Below are 17,785 nucleotides of genomic sequence, written 5' to 3'. Positions count from 1 at the left end.
TTAGCGTCAATTCTGCAGCTTAATGTGATCCACATTGGGAGGCGGTGGCGCTACGGGTCGGGGCGGCCCTAATCTCTCACCAACTTGAGCAAGACTTAAGCCTGACAAATCCACTTGCACAGGCTCCACTTTTGCCCGCTCAGAAGGCAGCAACAGATCACTACCCACTTCAGCAACATCCAGTTCGGGGATAGTGACGGCAATTCCTGGCAAGATCATCAACTCATCTTCTTTAACCAAGTTGCCTTCTTGCGGCGCAACCGACAAATAAGATGTGTCCACCACAACCGGTTCTACTGACGGTCGCTCTTCAGGCCGCAGCACATCTGCACCCACTGCCGCCACCTCGAAGTTCGGCGCCACTATATTCGGGCGAGGAGCCTGAGCGGTTAGTGGCTGAGCACCGAGCGAGGTAGTGAACTTTGCGCCACTGGCAGAAGTTTCCGTCGATTTTATTTCTGTACGACCAGCGGGTGCGGCAGCTGGCGCTGATGCATCATTGGATGCAGTTGGCGCTGGCGCAGCTTTAGGTGTGGCAGGAGCGGCCTGCTGGCTCAACACCAAATCAACCCTCGCTCCCGCCTTTTTCATGGCGACGCGGTACTTGTTTGCCGCATCAGAATCCACCCCTCGCTTCAGCGGTACTGGCTTGCCGCAAAACAAGGCGTTTATCTTTCCGTCGTCCAGGCGAAACAGCGCCTGCAGATTCTTTTTCACTTGTGAAAGCTCGAATCCCGGGACTAATTCGCCGCTAAAGATCAAATCAAAACGCTCGTCGCTCATACTACTCACCAGCCTAGGGTAGGCCACTCACCAGCCACGTCCATCAATGAAAGTACGCTCACACCTGCGTACCGCTATCAAAAAAGTAAAACACTTTTACCGCACTTCTGCCACCCAGGCGGGAAACACCTCACATTAGGCGCATTAAACACAGAAAAAATGAGATCCATTCGATATTTTTTTCATTAAAAGCCAGCACCTTTCCTCGCCTTGTCTATAAAGAACCCTGCTGAGTCCGAAATGACTTTTTTTCTAACGCACTGAAAACTAAGGAAGTTATTTTTTGTCATCAAACTTCCGTAGAGATCCATGCCGAATTTTTTGTAAAAGTTTATGAAGGAAAGAAGTTCAGAGAACCAACAGCTCTTAGAATCAGACCCAGTTTGACACTTAGAGCTTTTCGTCATACTGGCTTAATAAATCTTCTCCTACCATACTTACAGAAGCGCTGGAAACAGCATCGGTCGAAGACTAAAAGGGACCTGTTAAATGAGTGTTGATACAACTACCAATACCAAGCATATTCCTACCGTGATCGACCGGCTTATGCCCCGATCTTCCCTCGACAGCAGCAGCGCTATAGCCGCCAAAGTCATTGAAGATATCCATTTTTTGCAGGATCGCATTGAGCGTATAAAAAAATTGCAAACGCCTAATTCAACGGTTTTGAAAACCTATCAATCCATGCTGGAAAGTCGAGAAGCTGTTCTGGAATGGTTGCGTGAAAACGGCGATCTGGAAGAGGAAGATCTCTCTCATCACGTGGGCTGATGATTTTCTATTAGCGATTGCAATTTCGACATGTGATCAAATGAAATCACATTGAGATTTGCATCCTGCACGCTCGTGTATCGAAACACGGTCATCCCCGCTCGCTTCGCAGCTGTAACACCCGCTACAGAATCCTCTACCACGATTGTTTCATTTGGAGAAAACCCCATATGGCGTGCGGCGGATAGAAATAAATCAGGAGCTGGCTTTCCTTGAGGAACAGATTCCGCTGAAAAACAGCGATCTTCAAAATATCCACCAAACCCTACGACACTTAATGAGTGACGTATTTTTTTCAGTGACCCATTACTAGCCACACAGAACGGGACATTGATCTTCTGCAACCACTGAAGCACTGCTTCAACACCGGGAACCGGTCGCAGATGCTCGGAGAAATATTTTTCGGTGGCAACCGCAAGTAGCGACAAAAAATCCTCCGGCAGCGCATTTGGATACAAACGTTCCAATTCCTGAAAACAATAATCCATCGTGTGGCCACGAAACATTTCTTCGCACTCGGCAGGTGTCATTGCAATCCCAAACAAAGCCAACTGCGCAGAAAATACTTCTGCCGACAAACGTTCGCTATCAACCAGAACGCCATCACAATCAAAAATCACTAACATCATTACGCCACTTAGCAGGATAAAGGTTCCAGGGAACCCAAATAAATCTCTCGTAAATTTCGTCGAAATGACGCGCCACAACGTCTTTCAGTTCTATGTCGAGCGACATCACCAACTCCAACAACTGCGTTTTTTCCAGGATTTTCTGCCACTTCGCGGCTGCCGGAGCAAAACTCAAATGCCAAGGCTCTGGAGCAACACCTCCGCTTGGGCGCACATAAGGACGAAAAAAGGTTGCGGAGGGATCAGCAAGACGTGCGTCCAACCATGCATGAAATGGCGCGAACGGTCCGCAACACTCCGCCAGCGTCAGTTGGACTGAGGCTCCTTGGGGAAGTGCAGCGCGGTCATAAACGTCTATATCGGTTCCCCAATGATGGCGCGACGTGCCAGGCAAAGCGGACCATCGCAAAATGGCAAAAACAAGTTCACTGGAAGTCAGTTTATTAACATCAAGCACTTGTTCCTGGTCGTCGAGCACTGGGCGCTCGCCCCTAACTTTTGCGTTCCAAATCTGACATTGACGCTCAATTGAGCGAAAACCGCTGGCGAGTCGCAATTCAAATCCAGCAGACGCAGCTGACTCAACCAAATTGGTCAGATCATGCAGCAGCGTTTTGTGAACTCTGCAACCTTGAAACTCGATTAACTCATACTCAACTTCAAACAATGTCATGAACGATTTCAAATTTTGCTCAGTTTGTTGATATTCCCTATAAGAAAAATGTAGTAAATTCCAAAACCGACATAACAAGGGATTCTAGAAGTGCGTGGTTAGAATACCTGTCGTCCATGGTTTCTGGCTCTTACAGAAATTTGCACTACAGTTATATATGGATTGACTGCCCTCTGCGGCACGCCAGGACAGCATCAATAACAAGCTAACCTACCCAGGCATTAGTGCCTCGCCACAAGATAATAATAAAGGATGACCAATGAACAACGTTAACCTCGCCCATAGCGAACTGCTCGAACTCAAAAACCTTGGCATGGCCTCGGTAAATATTCTGCAAGCCATAGGTATCAACACTTATGAAGACTTGGCGGAAATGGGTCCGGTACGAGCCTACTGCAAAATCAAATCCCGCGGTATTCACGTTTCAAAAGTCATGCTTTATGCGCTGCAAGGCGCGCTTATGGACGTTCATTGGAACGATCTTCCGCAAGACCTCAAGGCACGCCTCGTAAAAGAAGCTGAACATCTCGAGCGCGGAGAAGTGGCTCATACGCTCGCTTGATGGAGCTGTGCCGCATTGAAGAAGTAGCGGACGGCTGCGCACGCGGATTCGATATAGGCAATCAACGCTACATTGTCGTTCGCCAAGGACAAGATCTTTTTGTCTATCTAAATCGCTGCCCTCACCTCGGCATCCCTCTGGAATGGTTCCCAGACCAATTTATGGATGCCGATGGTGAGTTTCTGCGCTGCGCCACTCACGGGGCACTTTTTTTACCAGATACCGGAGAATGCGTATTTGGTCCGTGCACGGGTCAATTTTTAGTCAAACAATCTTTTGCGCGAATCGATGACATCATTTATTTGAAATGATGTTTATCCATCCAATTTGACTGGCAACCTTCGACTCAAAGTAATGGCTTGCGGGGAAATATCAGCCCCCAGCGCATAAACCTCCACACCAGCTGCTACCGCTGTTCGAAATGCTTCGGCATAGACGGCATCTATATGCGCCGCAGGTGCCACCACTTCGATTCCAGTGTGTTGAACACAATAAAGAAGAACAGCCCTGTGCCCGTTCTTGACCATTTGCACGAGTTCGCGCAAATGACGAGCCCCCCTCTGACTGACGGCATCCGGGAAATATCCCATCCCATCATTTTCCGCCAAGGTGACGCTTTTCACTTCCAAATAAATAGGCTGCCCATTTTTGTGCAAAAGAAAGTCGATTCGGCTGCGTTCTTCACCATAAATCACTTCAGCGCGCAGAGAGTCGTAATCCACCAATTCTGCAATGAGCCCATTTAATAAGGCTTCGTGTACCAATTTATTGGCTCGACCGGTATTGATGCCGGCGAGATGTCCAGTTGGCGTAGTCGCAATTTCCCAAGTGGCACTGAGTTTGCGTTTTGGATCAACTGATCGTGAGAACCAAGCGGGAGCGCCTTCCACGATGCAATTTTTCATACTTCCTGTATTCGGGCAGTGGGCGGTCAGAATTTCGCCATTTGCCAGTTGGATATCGGCAAAAAACCGTTTGTAACGGCGAATCAGGAGCCCTTGCTCTAAAGGACTTGGAAACAACACGAAGCGACTCCATCTAAACTAGATAAACCAAGGAGTATAGCGAGACATTCGCAAAGGGAAATCACTTCTGTGACGGGGGTACAAAAGACTGGCACACTCAGATCGAATCTGATAGCTTTCCCGGTTTGGCCGGCCGGCCACGGGGATTATAGACCGGTCTCCGATACCGAAGTGACAGACGAGTTTTGCATCAAAATGCTTATCCAGATCCGGAGAGGTGTTGCGATGCGCAGCAAAATTAGACTTAGAGGCTCAATAACAATGCCCGATCCAACAAATTTTTCTTTGCACGGTATCGAACCCTACACCCTGGTCCAGGGTGAGGAGTACATGAACGACAAACAGAAGGAGCACTTCAGAAAGTTGCTGTTGGCCTGGAAACGCGAGCTGATGGAAGAAGTGGATCGCACTATGAACCACCTCAAAGATGAAGCTGCCAATTTCCCGGATCCTGCAGACCGCGCCAGCCAGGAAGAGGAATTCAGCCTGGAGCTTCGCACACGCGATCGCGAGCGCAAATTGATCAAAAAAATCGACAAAACGCTGGAGTTGATCGAAAGCGATAACTACGGTTATTGCGATGCTTGCGGCGTGGAAATCGGTATTCGCCGTCTGGAAGCACGCCCCACTGCGACTTTGTGCGTCGACTGCAAAACCATTGACGAAATCAAAGAAAAACAGGTCATGGGTTAATAAAAAAGGGAGCCCACCGGCTCCCTTTTTCGTTCAGTCCACTCACATTCTTTTTCGATTCTGCAGTGAAAAATCAAACCGTCATACGCCCTTATGTCGGCCGGTTTGCCCCTTCTCCTACGGGCCCATTGCATTTCGGCTCTTTGGTCTGCGCATTGGCCAGTTATCTCGATGCCAAACAGCATAATGGCAAATGGCTTTTGCGCATCGAAGATATAGATCCGCCGCGCGAACCCCCAGGCGCCGCCGATGCCATCAAACGAACTCTGGAATCTCACGGGCTATTTTGGGATGGCGAAGTGCGCTATCAAAGTACACGCTCCGAAGCCTATTGGGAGTGTCTTAATAAACTCGCAACTCTTGATCTGACTTATCCCTGCAATTGTACGCGCGCGCGTTTAGCGCCTCTGCGCGGTTGTTATGGCGGATATTGCCGGCGCAATCCGCCATCCCAAAATGAGCCTTGCGCTCTGCGCTTGAAAGTGACTGATTTGCCAGCAGCGTTTCGCCATCTGGACAACCAAATCGAATTTTACGATCGCATTTGCGGCCTCCAGAGAGAAAACCTCGCAGAGGCCAGTGGCGATTTTGTGATCCACCGAAAAGACGGTTTGTTCGCCTATCAATTGGCCGTTGTCGTAGATGATATTGATCAAAATATCACCGACATTGTGCGCGGCGATGATTTACTGGATACAACGGCGCGACAAATTTTCCTCTACCACATCCTCGGACACACACCGCCGACCTATGCCCATATTCCGGTGATCAAAGACAGCAATGGCAATAAATTAAGCAAACAAAACCATGCGCCAGCCGTAAACGATGCAACCCCTCTCCAAAATTTGTGCAATGCCCTGTTGGCTCTGGGAGTTCAACCAGCGGAAGGTTCCATAGAGGATATTTTGAACGAAGCTGCAGAGACTATGTCCTTTGCGCAAAATGCCTCCATTGACTGATTTGTAATCATCATTCGTTGCGCATTCCCCCCGGATTTCAGTACCATCGCGCCACTTTCTAATGCAGCGCGGCCTCATGAACCGGCAAAGTCCTCTGATACTCCTGTTATTGATCGCCTACATTTTTTTTCCAGCCCTGTTCGATTGGATCACTGACGCGAGTAGCGGCTGGTACAAACCTTTTCTGATCTGGATCGCCGTGATCATCGGCGCCTATCTGTTGCAAAGACGCGATCACCGCAATGACTCTTAGCTTTATCGAAGTTGCTCTCGTCAGCCTCGCCTATCTGGGCGTGCTGTTCGCCATTGCTTACACCACTGAGCGCGGTTGGGTGTCCGACAAAATCGTCAGCCATCCGGTCACCTACATTTTTTCCCTCGGGATCTTTGCCAGCGCCTGGGCGTTTTACGGGGTAATCGACCTCGCGCACGAATTTGGTTACGGGGCTCTGGCTTATTACTTGGGCACAGGGGCGCTCTTTTTATGTTCGTCCTACGCCTTAAAACCTCTGATCGAGCTGGCGCGGCGCTTCCAGGTCAACTCTATGGCGGACTTGCTGGTATTCCGCTACCACAGCCACTCAGTGGGAGGCATGGTCACCCTTGTCATGCTAATGGCCATGGCGCCCTTGCTGGCCCTGCAGATTCAGGCTGTCGCCGATACCATGCATCTGTTCACCCGCGGCAATCATGAAGCCCTAAGTCCAGCTCTGTCCGAATTCGGTATTCGTCAAACGCTGGCACTGATTTATTGTGTGGTGATCGCACTGTTTGCCACTGTTTTTGGCTCTAACAGGGAACACCATAAAGGGTTGGTCACAGTGATGGCCTTCGAGTCGCTGGTTAAGGTTTTTGGCCTAGTGGCGATCGGCGGTTTCGTGATCTTTCACATTTTCGGCGGGATGGGCGGCCTGGATCAGTGGCTGGTGCAACACCCGGATCAACTGGAAGCGCTGCGCACGCCGGTCGACGACTCCTCCATCCACGCACTGCTTCTGGTTTTTATCGCCACCGCAGTTTCCATGCCCCACATTTTCCATATGACCGTGGTGGAAAACCCGGTTAAACACACGGAAAAAACCGTCAGCTGGGCGTTTCCCCTGTTTCTGCTGGTTATGGCGTTACCTATATTCCCAATCCTGTGGGGCGGCGTAGCGCTGGGGTTGGATACGCCGGTTCAGTACTTCCCGCTTACAGTTCCTATGGCGGCCGAGAGCAGCACCTTTGCGATTATTGCGTTTGTCGGCGGGCTTTCCGCTGCCACTGGCGCCATGATTGCCATTGCACTGGCCCTGGCGACCATGATCATGAACCATTGGTTGCTGCCCATCATCCATCTGCGCGCTAAACGCGATGTATACGGCCAATTAATCTGGATGCGCCGCGCACTAATCGGCGTCGTTATGCTGAGTGGCTATCTCTTCTACGTCGCGCTCAACAACCGCTTCAAACTCACGGAATTGGCCCTGGTAGCCTTTATTGCCACATTGCAGCTTCTACCGGGTGTTATGGCCGTTGCGCATTGGCCGCGCGGCAGCCGGCGCGGCTTTATTGCGGGTCTAATGGTAGGAAGCAACATTTGGTTTTTCGGCCTGATGTTACCCATGATGCAAGGCTGGACCAGCGCCACTTTGCCGTTCTGGGACATCCCCATTCCCATAGGTATCAATCAATGGGATCAAATCACTCTATGGAGCCTCGGCCTGAATACCCTGGTGTTTCTGGTGGTGTCTTATCTTAGCCGGCAGTCGGATGACGAGCGTTACAGCGCTGAGCTGTGCTCGGAAGATGAGTTGAGTCACCCGGTCCGACTCGCTCTGGATATCCGCTCCCCCACTGAGATCATCGAACGCCTCAGCACCCGCATCGGCCGGTCCACAGCGCAAACCGAGGTGCAGCGTGCCCTTCAGCGCCTGGGCATGAATCTGAACGAAAGCAGGCCTTATGCGCTGCGCCGTTTGCGCGATGAGATCGAGGCCAACCTTTCCAGTCTGATCGGGATCTCCATGGCGAGCGAAATCATGGATCGGCTGGTGCCTTACAAAGTCCCCGAATCGCCCGGCGCGACCGATATCAACCTGATCGAAAGCCGTCTGGGGCAAGTGCGCAACCAGTTGACCGGTCTTGCCGCTGAACTGAACAATCTGCGGCTCTACCACCGCCGCACTTTGGAAGAACTGCCCCTGGCAACCTGCTCCATTGGCGCAGATATGGAAATTTTGATGTGGAACAGCGCCATGGCGAAGCTTACCGGAATCCCCAGCGATCAGGTGACAGGCTCACACCTGGAAGACGTAATGGAACCCTGGGGACGCCTATTGACCAAGTTCGCCCGCTCGCGGGAGCCGCATTTCTATAAAAGGCAGATCCTACTCAACAATCGCCCCCACTGGATTACGCTGCACAAAGCGTCGATCCCCTCCTCACTGGCTCACCGTGTCGATGGCCAAGTAATCCTGTTAGAAGACGTCACCGAACTGCAAATGTTGGAACAGGAGCTGATTCACAGTGAACGGCTGGCCTCTGTCGGAAGGCTGGCGGCAGGCGTGGCGCACGAAATCGGCAACCCCATTACGGGTATTGCCTGTCTGGCGCAGAATCTGGAATACGACACAGACGACCCGGAAATCTTGGAAACGGGCAACCAGATCCTGTCTCTGACCGAGCGTGTGACTCGCATAGTGCAGTCGCTGGTCAGCTTCTCCCATGCCGGTCAGCGTGTGGACAATGAATTCCACCGTGTCCATCCAAGAGAGTGCGTGCAGGAAGCGATCAACCTGCTTTCCTTGCAGAAGGAGCGCAATCAGGTCGAGTTCTATAACGAACTCCCGGATGACATAGTGATTGAGGCCGACAGTCAGCGGTTGATCCAGGTATTCGTCAACCTGCTCTCCAACGCCCGCGACGCCAGCCCCGAGGGCGGCCGGGTTGTAGTGGAAGGCAGCATTCAGGGAGAGGAAGTGAGGATTACCGTTACCGATGAAGGGACCGGCATTCCGCCCGAGGTCGCCAGCAGGATTTTTGAGCCGTTTTTTACCACCAAAGATCCCGGTGAAGGTACCGGCCTGGGCCTCGCTATGGTGTACACCATCATTGAAGACCATATGGGCCGAATCGAAATTGAATCGCCCGTCGGCCCAGAGCACAGAAACGGAACACGGTTCATCATTCTGTTACCGTTAAAACTTGCAACCGTTGATTCGAAGAGTAACACTAGGGGAGATTTATAAACGAAGTAACAACCGCTATGAGTAAGATCCTCATCGTTGAAGATGAAGTCATCATTCGTACGTCCCTGCGCAAACACCTGACGCGAAACAAGTACGATGTAAAAGAGGCCGCTTCTGTTAAAGAAGCCACCAGCAAATACAATTTGGACTCCTTTGACCTCATCATCTCTGATCTTCGCCTCCCCGGCGCACCCGGCACCGATCTCATTCAGGCCGCCGGCGACGTTCCCGTTTTAATCATGACCAGCTACGCCAGCCTGCGCTCCGCCGTAGACTCAATGCGTATGGGGGCTGTGGATTACATAGCCAAACCTTACGACAACGACGAGATGCTGGCGGCGGTGAAACGGGTGTTGAGTCGCAGCGAGAAGGCGTCGCCAGTCAAAAACATTGAAGGCGTGAGTAACGAAGCGGTTGCCGGGATGATCGGCTCTTCACCACAAATGAAGGAGCTTTACGCCAAGATCCGCAAAGTGGCTCCAACCAATGCTACTGTGCTGGTTAATGGTGAAACGGGTACTGGTAAGGAACTGGTCGCCCGAGCCCTTCACCATGAAAGTCCCCGCGCCGACAAACCTCTGATCTCCGTAAACTGCGCTGCAATTCCAGAGACCCTGATCGAAGCCGAACTGTTCGGCCACGAAAAAGGCGCATTCACAGGCGCTGCCAGCAATCGCGAAGGCCTGGTGGCAGCGGCCGATGGCGGAACCCTGTTTCTCGATGAAATCGGCGAATTACCACTGGAAGCGCAAGCCCGCCTATTGCGAGTGCTGCAGGAAGGGGAAGTGCGGCCCATAGGCTCAGTCGAATCCCGCAAGGTCGATGTTCGTCTGGTAGCAGCAACTCACCGCGATCTCGGCAAACTCTCGCGAGAAGGTAAATTCCGCGAGGACTTGTACTTCCGCATCAACGTTGTCCAACTGAAACTCCCTCCTCTGCGCGAGCGCGGCAAGGACATCCTCACTCTGGCAGAAACCTTTGTTCGCCGTTACTGCGAAGAACTGAAGAAACCTCAGCTGGTATTGTCGCCGGAGGCCATTCAAGCCATTACGACTTACACCTGGCCCGGTAACATCCGCGAGTTGGAAAACGCTATCCAGCGCGCGGTAATCCTGTGTGAAGACGAGCGGGAAATCTCTCACAACCTCCTCTCCATCGACCTGGATCTCATCAAAGTCGACGATGATGAGGGTGTTCCGCAAGGGGAAAACCGGCAAAAACGCACAACGTCTGATCCCAATGAAGATCTGTCACTGGAAGATTACTTCCAGCGTTTTGTGCTCGAACACCAGGATTCCATGAGTGAAACAGAATTGGCCCGCAAATTGGGCGTAAGCCGTAAGTGCTTGTGGGAACGTCGACAACGCTTGGGAATTCCGCGTAACAAATCTGGCCAGAACGTCTCCAGCAAATCCTGACATCAATTTATTACTTGTCTTATGGCCAAAGGAATGGCCTTTACACCCCCTAACCTCACCCCTCTTTTCGTATTAACTCGCAAACCAATTCTCATTCAAAAGCATGATATAAACAGTGCTTTTAAAAACAGTTCCCCATTACAACCAAAAAAACCCCCTGTTTTTTGCGACGCAAGTCGCATTTATGTTACCAGAATGGGAAACATGGGTAACACGAAACGAGAGGATTGGTAACGCTTCGTCCATACTTAAGACTGATTCCAAATTGTTATAAAAACATAACCTGTTGTTTTATCGATGAAAATTTTTTCTGGCATGCATCCTGCTCTTATTTCGGCAACATAACAACAATAAAGAATAATAAGAAACAACTCGATAACAAATAAGAACAATAAATAATAACAAGAAAAAATTTTTATAATAAAAACAACAACTAATAATAAGATGAAAAATAGATTGACTTGAGAGGAAGGGCTCGCGCCAAAAGAAACATGGATGTCACGCTTATCGAGCGTGCAGACATAATAACCATATAAAACTGATTATAGACGGGAAGGCCAAAAGCCTTCCCGTTTTGATTTGGACACTACTAATAATCTTCATCTCTACCGGCCGTCCAGCCAAACATGTCTACCCCTGCGCTGCATTCAGCCAAACTCCGATCCGCTCCCCCACCACTCATTGCATAAAGCGTATGGTTTGCACATTCCACGTGGGTTAGACTCGCGTTTTCGTTACGACACGTCTAACTCACACATGCTCAACCGCCTACTCAAGCTTTTTAACCCTACAAAAACTCTCTCCAAAATGCCGACCCCTAAAATTATTCCCGCCAGTGAACACGGCTTGAGGCGCTCGCAATTCAGCCCAAATGCGATCAAGGTTATCGAAAAGCTGCAGGAGGCTGGGTTTTCCGCGTTCTTGGTGGGCGGCGGCGTACGCGATCTTCTGCTCGGTGGCCAACCCAAAGACTTTGACGTTGCAACCAACGCCACCCCGGAGGAAACGAAAAACCTGTTTCGCAACTCCATGATCATCGGTCGGCGGTTTCGCATTGTGCACGTCCGGTTTGGCCGCGAAATTATCGAAGTAACCACGTTTCGCGCCCACCACGATCAATCCCTGGACCCTAAAGACGCCGCCCAGTCCCAGACCGGGATGTTGCTGCGTGACAATGTCTACGGCGACATAGAATCCGATGCGGCGCGGCGGGACTTTTCCATCAATGCGCTCTATTACGATCCGAGCACCGGCAATTTGTTCGACTACACCAATGGACTTAAAGATCTGAAGCGGCGCGTGCTGCAAATGATTGGCGACCCCGAGGCGCGCTATAAGGAAGACCCGGTGCGCATGCTCCGTGCTGTCCGCTTCAGCGCGAAACTCGGTTTTGCCTTAACAGAAAATACCGCGGAGCCAATCAAACGCCTTGCGCCGCTGATGAGCCATGTTTCCTCTGCACGCCTGTTCGAGGAAGTTTTGAAGCTGATGATGAGCGGGTCCGCTACCAGCACGCTGCAACTCCTGCGCGAATACGGCCTGTTTGGGGCGTTGTTTCCGGGAACCGAGCAGTGTTTACAGTTGGGCGATGAGAAGCAGTTACAGTTCATCAATCAGGCTGCATTGAATACGGATAAGCGCATTCGCCAGAACAAAAAAGTAACACCGGCGTTTATCTATGCCGCCTTCTTATGGCTGCCACTGCAGGCTGCCATTCGCAAGCTGGTCCACGACGACAAAATGTCCGTGGCGGACGCGGTGCGCCACGCCGAGCATGGGGTCATTTCGCAACAACTTACTTGTACTGCCATTCCCAAACGCTTTTTGATTCCCATGAGAGAGATCTGGGCGCTGCAACTGCGCCTGCCGCGCCGAGAAGGTCGCAAAGCCTTTTTGTTACTTGAGCACCCACGTTTCCGTGCGGCCTACGATTTTCTTCTGTTGCGCGAACAATCTGGTGAGCATCTTGATGGCCTCGGTCTGTGGTGGACTCAGTTCCAGGATGCGTCGGAGGAGCAACGGGAAGCCATGGTGCAACAGCTGGGCAAACCCCAGCAGCGGCGGCGCAAATCGCGGCGGCGCTCAAACTCCAACCCTCCACCCCCCGCTTCCACTTGATGGCCGCTTCAATGCACACAGTTTTTATCGGGTTGGGCAGCAATCTCGACGATCCCGTCGCGCAGCTTCAACAGGCCTGGGCCACACTAAAAGCCGCTCCTTGGTGTAGAGAGGCGAAAATCTCGTCGCTCTATCGCAGCGTCGCTGTAGGGCCGCCGCAACCGGATTACATCAACGCCGTCGCGCAGGTAACAACAGATCTCGCCCCCCTGGATCTGCTCGATGCTTTACAGGCAATCGAATTGAATCAGGGGCGGCAGCGCTTGATTCATTGGGGACCGAGAACCCTGGATCTCGACATACTGTTGATTGATCAGGAAATCATTCAGCACGAGCGCCTCCAGGTTCCACATCCCTATTTAACTGAGCGCAATTTCGTGTTGATTCCCCTGGCGGAACTGGCTCCCGAATTGCGCCTACCGGACGGCCGTAACATAGGAGACTTGGCGGCGCAAATTGGTAACCAAGGACTAACCCGACTCGCATAATTTCCAGAGGTCGAGAATGGAAAACCGTCGCATCAACCGCAGTGATCTGACAGATATTCGTCTGCCGCGCTACATAGTGATCGAAGGTCCTATAGGCGTCGGTAAAACTACTCTGGCGCGCCTGCTGGCCGAAAGTCTCAATTGCGCTACTTTATTCGAGGACGCCGACAGCAATCCGTTTTTACCGCGCTATTACGCTGGGGAAAAAAATGCGGCTTTATCGACGCAGTTATTTTTTTTGATGCAACGCGCCCAGCAAATGCAGGAACTGCGGCAAGAAGATTTGTTCGCCACTATACGTGTGGCGGATTTTCTGATGGAAAAAGACCGGCTGTTTGCAGAAGTCACACTGGATAGCGATGAGCTGCAACTTTATGAAAGCGTGTACGAGCATCTGACCATCAACGCCGCACAGCCCGATTTAGTGATTTATTTGCAGGCGCCGACCAATGTGTTGCTCGAACGCATTCATAAGCGCGCGATCCGCGCAGAACAGCAAATTACACGAGATTATCTCGACCGTCTCAACGCCGCCTATTCACGTTTTTTTCACTTTTACGACAAAGCTCCACTGTTGATCGTCAACGCAGCCGATATCGACTGGGTGAATAACATCACTGACTACAACAACTTGGTGCGCTACTTGCTCGGCATTTCCCACGGCCGACATTATTACAACCCTCGACCGGCCCTGTAGCCGCTCAATCCGCAGGTGACATTTCATGGTTTATTCTGGTTCGCCCGATTCAGCGCTCACAAAAAAAATCACTATCCACACTCTTCGCAAAATGAAGGAGCAAGGGGAAAAGTTCGTCACAGTGTCTCTCTATGATGCACCTATGGCGAACATGGCGGAGCGATGCGGTGCAGAAGTGGTACTGGTTGGGGATAGTCTCGGAATGACAGTGTTGGGCTACGACAGCACGATTCCGGTAACCATGGAACAGATGATCTATCACATTGAAGCGGTCAAACGCGGCAACCAAAAATCATTGATTATTGGCGACCTGCCCTTTATGACCTACGCCACACCAGAACAGGCGATGATCAATGCCACCCGTGTAATGCAGGCTGGCGCCCATATGATCAAAATCGAAGGAGGTCGCTGGCTGGCGCCCACGATTTCGATGCTTAGCGAGCGCGGCATACCGGTTTGCGCCCATATCGGCCTGACGCCTCAGTTCGTCAATAAATTTGGCGGTTTCCGAGTGCAGGGCCGAACGCCAGAGAGTGCCGCGATCTTGCAAGAAGATGCATTGATTTTGGAGCAGGCCGGCGCCGATATAGTGCTGCTTGAGTGCGTACCTGCGGCATTGGGCCGCAGCATTACCGCCAGTTTGAAAGTACCGACCATAGGCATAGGTGCTGGGCGCGATACCGACGCACAGGTTCTGGTCATCAATGATATTTTGGGCTTAACCGAACATCCGCCCAAATTCTCCAAGAATTTCCTCTGCGAGACTGCGGATATCAAAGGTGCCCTGTTGAAGTACGTCCAGGACGTCAAAGCCGGCATCTTCCCCGCAGAAGAGCACATGTTTCATTAAAGAGCTCGCGAATATCTGCTCTTATACATAAAGCAATTTCTTATAGCCAAAATGAATTAAAGATGCATGTTGGCGCTTGAATCAATATGAGTTGGCGGTGCTAGAATACGCGGCGATTCCAATTAGGAGAACCATTTGATGACCCATCTGCCCGACACATTGCGCGAAAACGTACGTCTCCTGGGGGAACTCCTTGGGGAAACCCTCTTACAGCATGAAGGGTTGGATGTCTTTCGCAAGGTGGAAGAAATCCGCACTCTCGGCAAAGCCATCAACCGTTCTCCAGACAGCGATTCCCAGCCGCTGATCAACTTTTTATCTCAGCTGGAAGACAGCGATATTCTTCCCATTGCCCGCTCCTTCAACCAGTTTCTGAACCTCGCCAATATCGCGGATCAGGATTATCAGACCAGCGCTGAGGCAGAAGAGGACGACGTGCTTGACCAGATGTTCAAGCAGTACGTGAAATCACTCGGCAAAGATGCACTCTACGATGTGGTGAAGGCACTCAATATAGAGCTTGTTTTAACAGCCCACCCTACAGAAATCACCCGTCGTACTCTGATCCGCAAATACGACCTGATCGCGAGCAAGCTTTCAGAAAGACGCAACAAAGATCTGTTGTCGTACGAGAGAGACCGCCATCGCGGCCGCCTGCATCGATTGATTGAAGAAATCTGGAGCACCAATGAAATCCGCGACGAACGCCCGACAGCGATAGACGAGGCGCGCTGGGGCTTTGCGGTGATCGAAAACAGCCTGTGGCAGGCCGTTCCGGACTTTATTCGCCATCTGGACCGCCTGTCGCGCAAACGTTTGGGCAAACGTCTCCCGTTGGATTTTCATCCGTTTCGCCTGTTCTCCTGGATGGGTGGCGACCGCGACGGCAACCCCAATGTGACTCATGCGGTTACCCGGGAGGTTATCCTGCTGGGCCGCTGGATGGCGGCAGAACTCTATCTGCGCGATATTCACAGTCTCGGTGGCGATTTGAGTATGCAAGCGGCAAGCTCTGAGCTGCTCAGCCATTTGCCTGGCCCGAGCCGCACCCCCTATCGCGATATCCTTCACAGCTTGCGTCGACGTATCCAGCAAACCCTGGACTGGACCGAAGACCTTCTCGCTGGCAAAGACGTTCCAACACCTGCTACCGTCATTACCAGCCGGGAAGATTTGCTTGAGCCACTCCTGCTCTGCTATCGCTCTTTGAAAGCGGTTGGCCTGGACTTCGTTGCCAATGGCCCGCTGGTCGACACCATCCGCCGCATCTACTGCTTTGGCATCAACCTAGTGCCGCTGGATATTCGCCAGGACGGCGATCGCCACGTGCAAGTTCTGGATGAACTGACCAACTACCTGGATATGGGCTCTTACCGCGAATGGAATGAAGAACAGCGTCAGCAGTTTTTGTTGGAGCAGCTCAACGGCAAGCGTCCGCTCCTGCCCGCCAACTGGCCGGTCAGCCCGGAATCACAGGAAGTGCTCGATACCTGTCGCGTGATTGCCTCTGAACCCAAAGAGACGCTGTCCCACTACATCATCTCCATGGCACAACAGCCGTCGGACGTATTGGCGGTCATCCTGCTGCTGAAAGAATGCGGTATGACCTGGAACATGCCGGTTGTCCCCCTGTTCGAAACGCTCGACGACCTGGATCGTGCACCGGTGGTGATGAACACGCTGTGGCAAATGCCGTGGTACAAAGCTTACGCCGGTGAAAAACACACTGTGATGATCGGCTATTCGGATTCCGCCAAAGACGCAGGTAAATTCGCAGCAACCTGGGCGCAATACAAAGCTCAGGAGCAGTTGGTGAGCTTGGCGGAACAGCACTCTGTCGACCTGATGCTGTTCCACGGGCGCGGCGGCACCGTTGGTCGCGGCGGCGGCCCATTGGAAAAAGCCATGGCATCACAACCGCCTGGATCGGTAACCGGCAAGATTCGCGTAACCGAACAGGGCGAAATGATTCGTTACAAATTTGGTTTGCCCAAAATCGCCTTCAAGAGCCTATCGACCTATGTCCAGGCGACTTTGCGTGCGACTCTGTCTCCTCACGCGGCACCCAAGCCGGAGTGGCGAGAATTGATTGAGCGCATGGCGCAGACCAGTCTGGAAGCCTATCGCAGTATCGTGCGCGGTCATCCACAATTCGTAGCCTACTTCCGCAGCCTGACGCCGGAGCAGGAACTCAACAAACTTGCCCTGGGCAGCCGTCCGGCGAAGCGCAAGGCCACTGGCGGTGTGGAAAGCTTGCGCGCGATTCCCTGGGTTTTCGCCTGGACGCAGGTGCGTCTCAATTTGCCCGCCTGGCTCGGTGTGCGCCAAGCGCTGGAATACGCGCAGAAGGAAGATAACGCGACCCTGTCTGCCATGATGGCCGAATGGCCCTTCTTCTCTGCGTTTGTCGACCTGATCGAGATGGTACTGGGTAAAGCGGATGTGGAAATCTGTCAGTACTACGAAAAACAACTGGTGCCCGAAGAGCTGCACGGCCTCGGCCAACAGCTGCGCGACGACCTCAAGGCGCTGGAAAAGCTGCTCAACGAACTCAAAGGACAGCAAAACCTGCTGGACAGCGACCCAACGCTGCAGAGCACTATCGAGGTGCGCAAGCCCTACATTGATCCACTGAATTTCCTTCAGGCAGAGTTGATCAAACGCGAGCGCAAAGCAGGAAGTATCAGCTCGGATCTGGAACGTGCGCTCAAAGTCACTATGGCAGGTATAGCGGCCGGCATGAGAAACACCGGTTAAAAAACTCTGGCAGGCGAAGGTAAACATATACCTTCGCCTGTTATCTATTATTCGCCAACAAATCCCAGCGAAATCTCCCCGATTTTTCTCCTATCACTTCAATGCCGATAAGTTCGCAAAATGTGAACCGCA

17 protein-coding genes are annotated in these 17,785 nt (G+C 51.9%); 13 read left to right on the top strand and 4 right to left on the bottom strand.

Annotation, left to right across the window (positions count from 1 at the left end):
- Window positions 1-6 precede the first annotated feature (6 nt).
- Window positions 7-783: a hypothetical protein gene (locus DWB84_RS09685; RefSeq protein ID WP_187409550.1), complete on the bottom strand. Its 777-nt coding sequence runs from the start codon at window positions 781-783 to the stop codon at window positions 7-9.
- Window positions 784-1,272: 489 nt separating this feature from the next.
- On the opposite strand from DWB84_RS09685, the gene DWB84_RS09680 reads away from it, so the two are divergent.
- Window positions 1,273-1,554 carry a hypothetical protein gene (locus tag DWB84_RS09680; protein ID WP_255428912.1) on the top strand — a complete coding sequence of 94 codons (282 nt, stop codon included), beginning with the start codon at window positions 1,273-1,275 and terminating at the stop codon, window positions 1,552-1,554.
- Here DWB84_RS09680 and DWB84_RS09675 read toward each other — a convergent pair.
- Together DWB84_RS09675 and DWB84_RS09670 are read right to left on the bottom strand one after the other, a co-directional pair.
- On the bottom strand, window positions 1,542-2,183 hold the full coding sequence (locus DWB84_RS09675) for an HAD family phosphatase (RefSeq protein ID WP_187409549.1): 642 nt from the start codon (window positions 2,181-2,183) through the stop codon (window positions 1,542-1,544). The two genes, DWB84_RS09680 and DWB84_RS09675, sit on opposite strands and share 13 nt — an antisense overlap.
- On the bottom strand, window positions 2,164-2,856 hold the full coding sequence (locus DWB84_RS09670; RefSeq protein ID WP_187409548.1) for a M15 family metallopeptidase: 693 nt from the start codon (window positions 2,854-2,856) through the stop codon (window positions 2,164-2,166). The genes DWB84_RS09675 and DWB84_RS09670 overlap by 20 nt, the downstream gene beginning before the upstream one ends.
- 259 nt (window positions 2,857-3,115) lie before the next feature.
- On the opposite strand from DWB84_RS09670, the gene DWB84_RS09665 reads away from it, so the two are divergent.
- Window positions 3,116-3,418, top strand: a complete 303-nt coding sequence (locus tag DWB84_RS09665) for a TfoX/Sxy family protein (RefSeq protein ID WP_187409547.1) — start codon at window positions 3,116-3,118, stop codon at window positions 3,416-3,418.
- The gene (locus tag DWB84_RS09660; protein ID WP_187409607.1) at window positions 3,418-3,729 is read left to right on the top strand and encodes a Rieske 2Fe-2S domain-containing protein; all 312 of its coding nucleotides are present in this window, start codon (window positions 3,418-3,420) and stop codon (window positions 3,727-3,729) included. The genes DWB84_RS09665 and DWB84_RS09660 overlap by 1 nt, the downstream gene beginning before the upstream one ends.
- 3 nt (window positions 3,730-3,732) lie before the next feature.
- Here DWB84_RS09660 and sfsA read toward each other — a convergent pair whose 3' ends face one another.
- Window positions 3,733-4,443, bottom strand: a complete 711-nt coding sequence (gene sfsA / locus DWB84_RS09655; RefSeq protein ID WP_187409546.1) for a DNA/RNA nuclease SfsA — start codon at window positions 4,441-4,443, stop codon at window positions 3,733-3,735.
- A gap of 261 nt (window positions 4,444-4,704) precedes the next feature.
- Between sfsA and dksA the strand changes: the two genes are divergently transcribed.
- The 10 genes from dksA (at window position 4,705) to ppc (ending at window position 17,653) form a co-directional block, all read left to right on the top strand.
- Window positions 4,705-5,136: an RNA polymerase-binding protein DksA gene (gene dksA, locus DWB84_RS09650; protein WP_187409545.1), complete on the top strand. Its 432-nt coding sequence runs from the start codon at window positions 4,705-4,707 to the stop codon at window positions 5,134-5,136.
- Window positions 5,137-5,201: 65 nt separating this feature from the next.
- On the top strand, window positions 5,202-6,095 hold the full coding sequence (gene gluQRS / locus DWB84_RS09645) for a tRNA glutamyl-Q(34) synthetase GluQRS (protein ID WP_370589696.1): 894 nt from the start codon (window positions 5,202-5,204) through the stop codon (window positions 6,093-6,095).
- Window positions 6,096-6,171: 76 nt separating this feature from the next.
- Complete coding sequence (locus tag DWB84_RS09640) at window positions 6,172-6,348, top strand: hypothetical protein (RefSeq protein ID WP_187409544.1); 177 nt, start codon at window positions 6,172-6,174, stop codon at window positions 6,346-6,348.
- Window positions 6,338-9,325 (top strand): ATP-binding protein, encoded by a 2,988-nt coding sequence (locus DWB84_RS09635; protein ID WP_187409543.1) that lies wholly within the window; start codon window positions 6,338-6,340, stop codon window positions 9,323-9,325. The genes DWB84_RS09640 and DWB84_RS09635 overlap by 11 nt, the downstream gene beginning before the upstream one ends.
- A 17-nt stretch (window positions 9,326-9,342) precedes the next feature.
- Window positions 9,343-10,743: a sigma-54 dependent transcriptional regulator gene (locus DWB84_RS09630; RefSeq protein WP_187409542.1), complete on the top strand. Its 1,401-nt coding sequence runs from the start codon at window positions 9,343-9,345 to the stop codon at window positions 10,741-10,743.
- Window positions 10,744-11,499: 756 nt separating this feature from the next.
- Window positions 11,500-12,861, top strand: a complete 1,362-nt coding sequence (gene pcnB, locus DWB84_RS09625) for a polynucleotide adenylyltransferase PcnB (protein WP_187409541.1) — start codon at window positions 11,500-11,502, stop codon at window positions 12,859-12,861.
- Window positions 12,862-12,872: 11 nt separating this feature from the next.
- Window positions 12,873-13,349 carry a 2-amino-4-hydroxy-6-hydroxymethyldihydropteridine diphosphokinase gene (gene folK / locus DWB84_RS09620; RefSeq protein WP_187409540.1) on the top strand — a complete coding sequence of 159 codons (477 nt, stop codon included), beginning with the start codon at window positions 12,873-12,875 and terminating at the stop codon, window positions 13,347-13,349.
- Window positions 13,350-13,365: 16 nt separating this feature from the next.
- Window positions 13,366-14,046: a deoxynucleoside kinase gene (locus DWB84_RS09615; RefSeq protein ID WP_187409539.1), complete on the top strand. Its 681-nt coding sequence runs from the start codon at window positions 13,366-13,368 to the stop codon at window positions 14,044-14,046.
- Between the two features lie 25 nt (window positions 14,047-14,071).
- Entirely contained in the window at window positions 14,072-14,896 is an 825-nt protein-coding gene (panB, locus tag DWB84_RS09610; protein ID WP_187409538.1) for a 3-methyl-2-oxobutanoate hydroxymethyltransferase, read from the top strand.
- A gap of 138 nt (window positions 14,897-15,034) precedes the next feature.
- Entirely contained in the window at window positions 15,035-17,653 is a 2,619-nt protein-coding gene (gene ppc, locus DWB84_RS09605; protein WP_187409537.1) for a phosphoenolpyruvate carboxylase, read from the top strand.
- Window positions 17,654-17,785 lie beyond the last annotated feature (132 nt).

Origin of the sequence: Saccharophagus sp. K07 (assembly GCF_014336955.1) — a bacterium.
GTDB lineage: Bacteria > Pseudomonadota > Gammaproteobacteria > Pseudomonadales > Cellvibrionaceae > UBA5868.
This window is presented reverse-complemented; position numbering and strand designations above follow the sequence as displayed.

Bases quoted from the DNA above. Each gene is read 5' to 3' on its own strand.
- DWB84_RS09685 (WP_187409550.1), bottom strand. From the start codon at position 783: ATGAGCGACGAGCGTTTTGATTTGATCTTTAGCGGCGAATTAGTCCCG.
- DWB84_RS09680 (WP_255428912.1), top strand. From the start codon at position 1,273: ATGAGTGTTGATACAACTACCAATACCAAGCATATTCCTACCGTGATC.
- DWB84_RS09675 (WP_187409549.1), bottom strand. From the start codon at position 2,183: ATGATGTTAGTGATTTTTGATTGTGATGGCGTTCTGGTTGATAGCGAA.
- DWB84_RS09670 (WP_187409548.1), bottom strand. From the start codon at position 2,856: ATGACATTGTTTGAAGTTGAGTATGAGTTAATCGAGTTTCAAGGTTGC.
- DWB84_RS09665 (WP_187409547.1), top strand. From the start codon at position 3,116: ATGAACAACGTTAACCTCGCCCATAGCGAACTGCTCGAACTCAAAAAC.
- DWB84_RS09660 (WP_187409607.1), top strand. From the start codon at position 3,418: ATGGAGCTGTGCCGCATTGAAGAAGTAGCGGACGGCTGCGCACGCGGA.
- dksA (WP_187409545.1), top strand. From the start codon at position 4,705: ATGCCCGATCCAACAAATTTTTCTTTGCACGGTATCGAACCCTACACC.
- DWB84_RS09640 (WP_187409544.1), top strand. From the start codon at position 6,172: ATGAACCGGCAAAGTCCTCTGATACTCCTGTTATTGATCGCCTACATT.
- DWB84_RS09635 (WP_187409543.1), top strand. From the start codon at position 6,338: ATGACTCTTAGCTTTATCGAAGTTGCTCTCGTCAGCCTCGCCTATCTG.
- DWB84_RS09630 (WP_187409542.1), top strand. From the start codon at position 9,343: ATGAGTAAGATCCTCATCGTTGAAGATGAAGTCATCATTCGTACGTCC.
- pcnB (WP_187409541.1), top strand. From the start codon at position 11,500: ATGCTCAACCGCCTACTCAAGCTTTTTAACCCTACAAAAACTCTCTCC.
- folK (WP_187409540.1), top strand. From the start codon at position 12,873: ATGCACACAGTTTTTATCGGGTTGGGCAGCAATCTCGACGATCCCGTC.
- DWB84_RS09615 (WP_187409539.1), top strand. From the start codon at position 13,366: ATGGAAAACCGTCGCATCAACCGCAGTGATCTGACAGATATTCGTCTG.
- panB (WP_187409538.1), top strand. From the start codon at position 14,072: ATGGTTTATTCTGGTTCGCCCGATTCAGCGCTCACAAAAAAAATCACT.
- ppc (WP_187409537.1), top strand. From the start codon at position 15,035: ATGACCCATCTGCCCGACACATTGCGCGAAAACGTACGTCTCCTGGGG.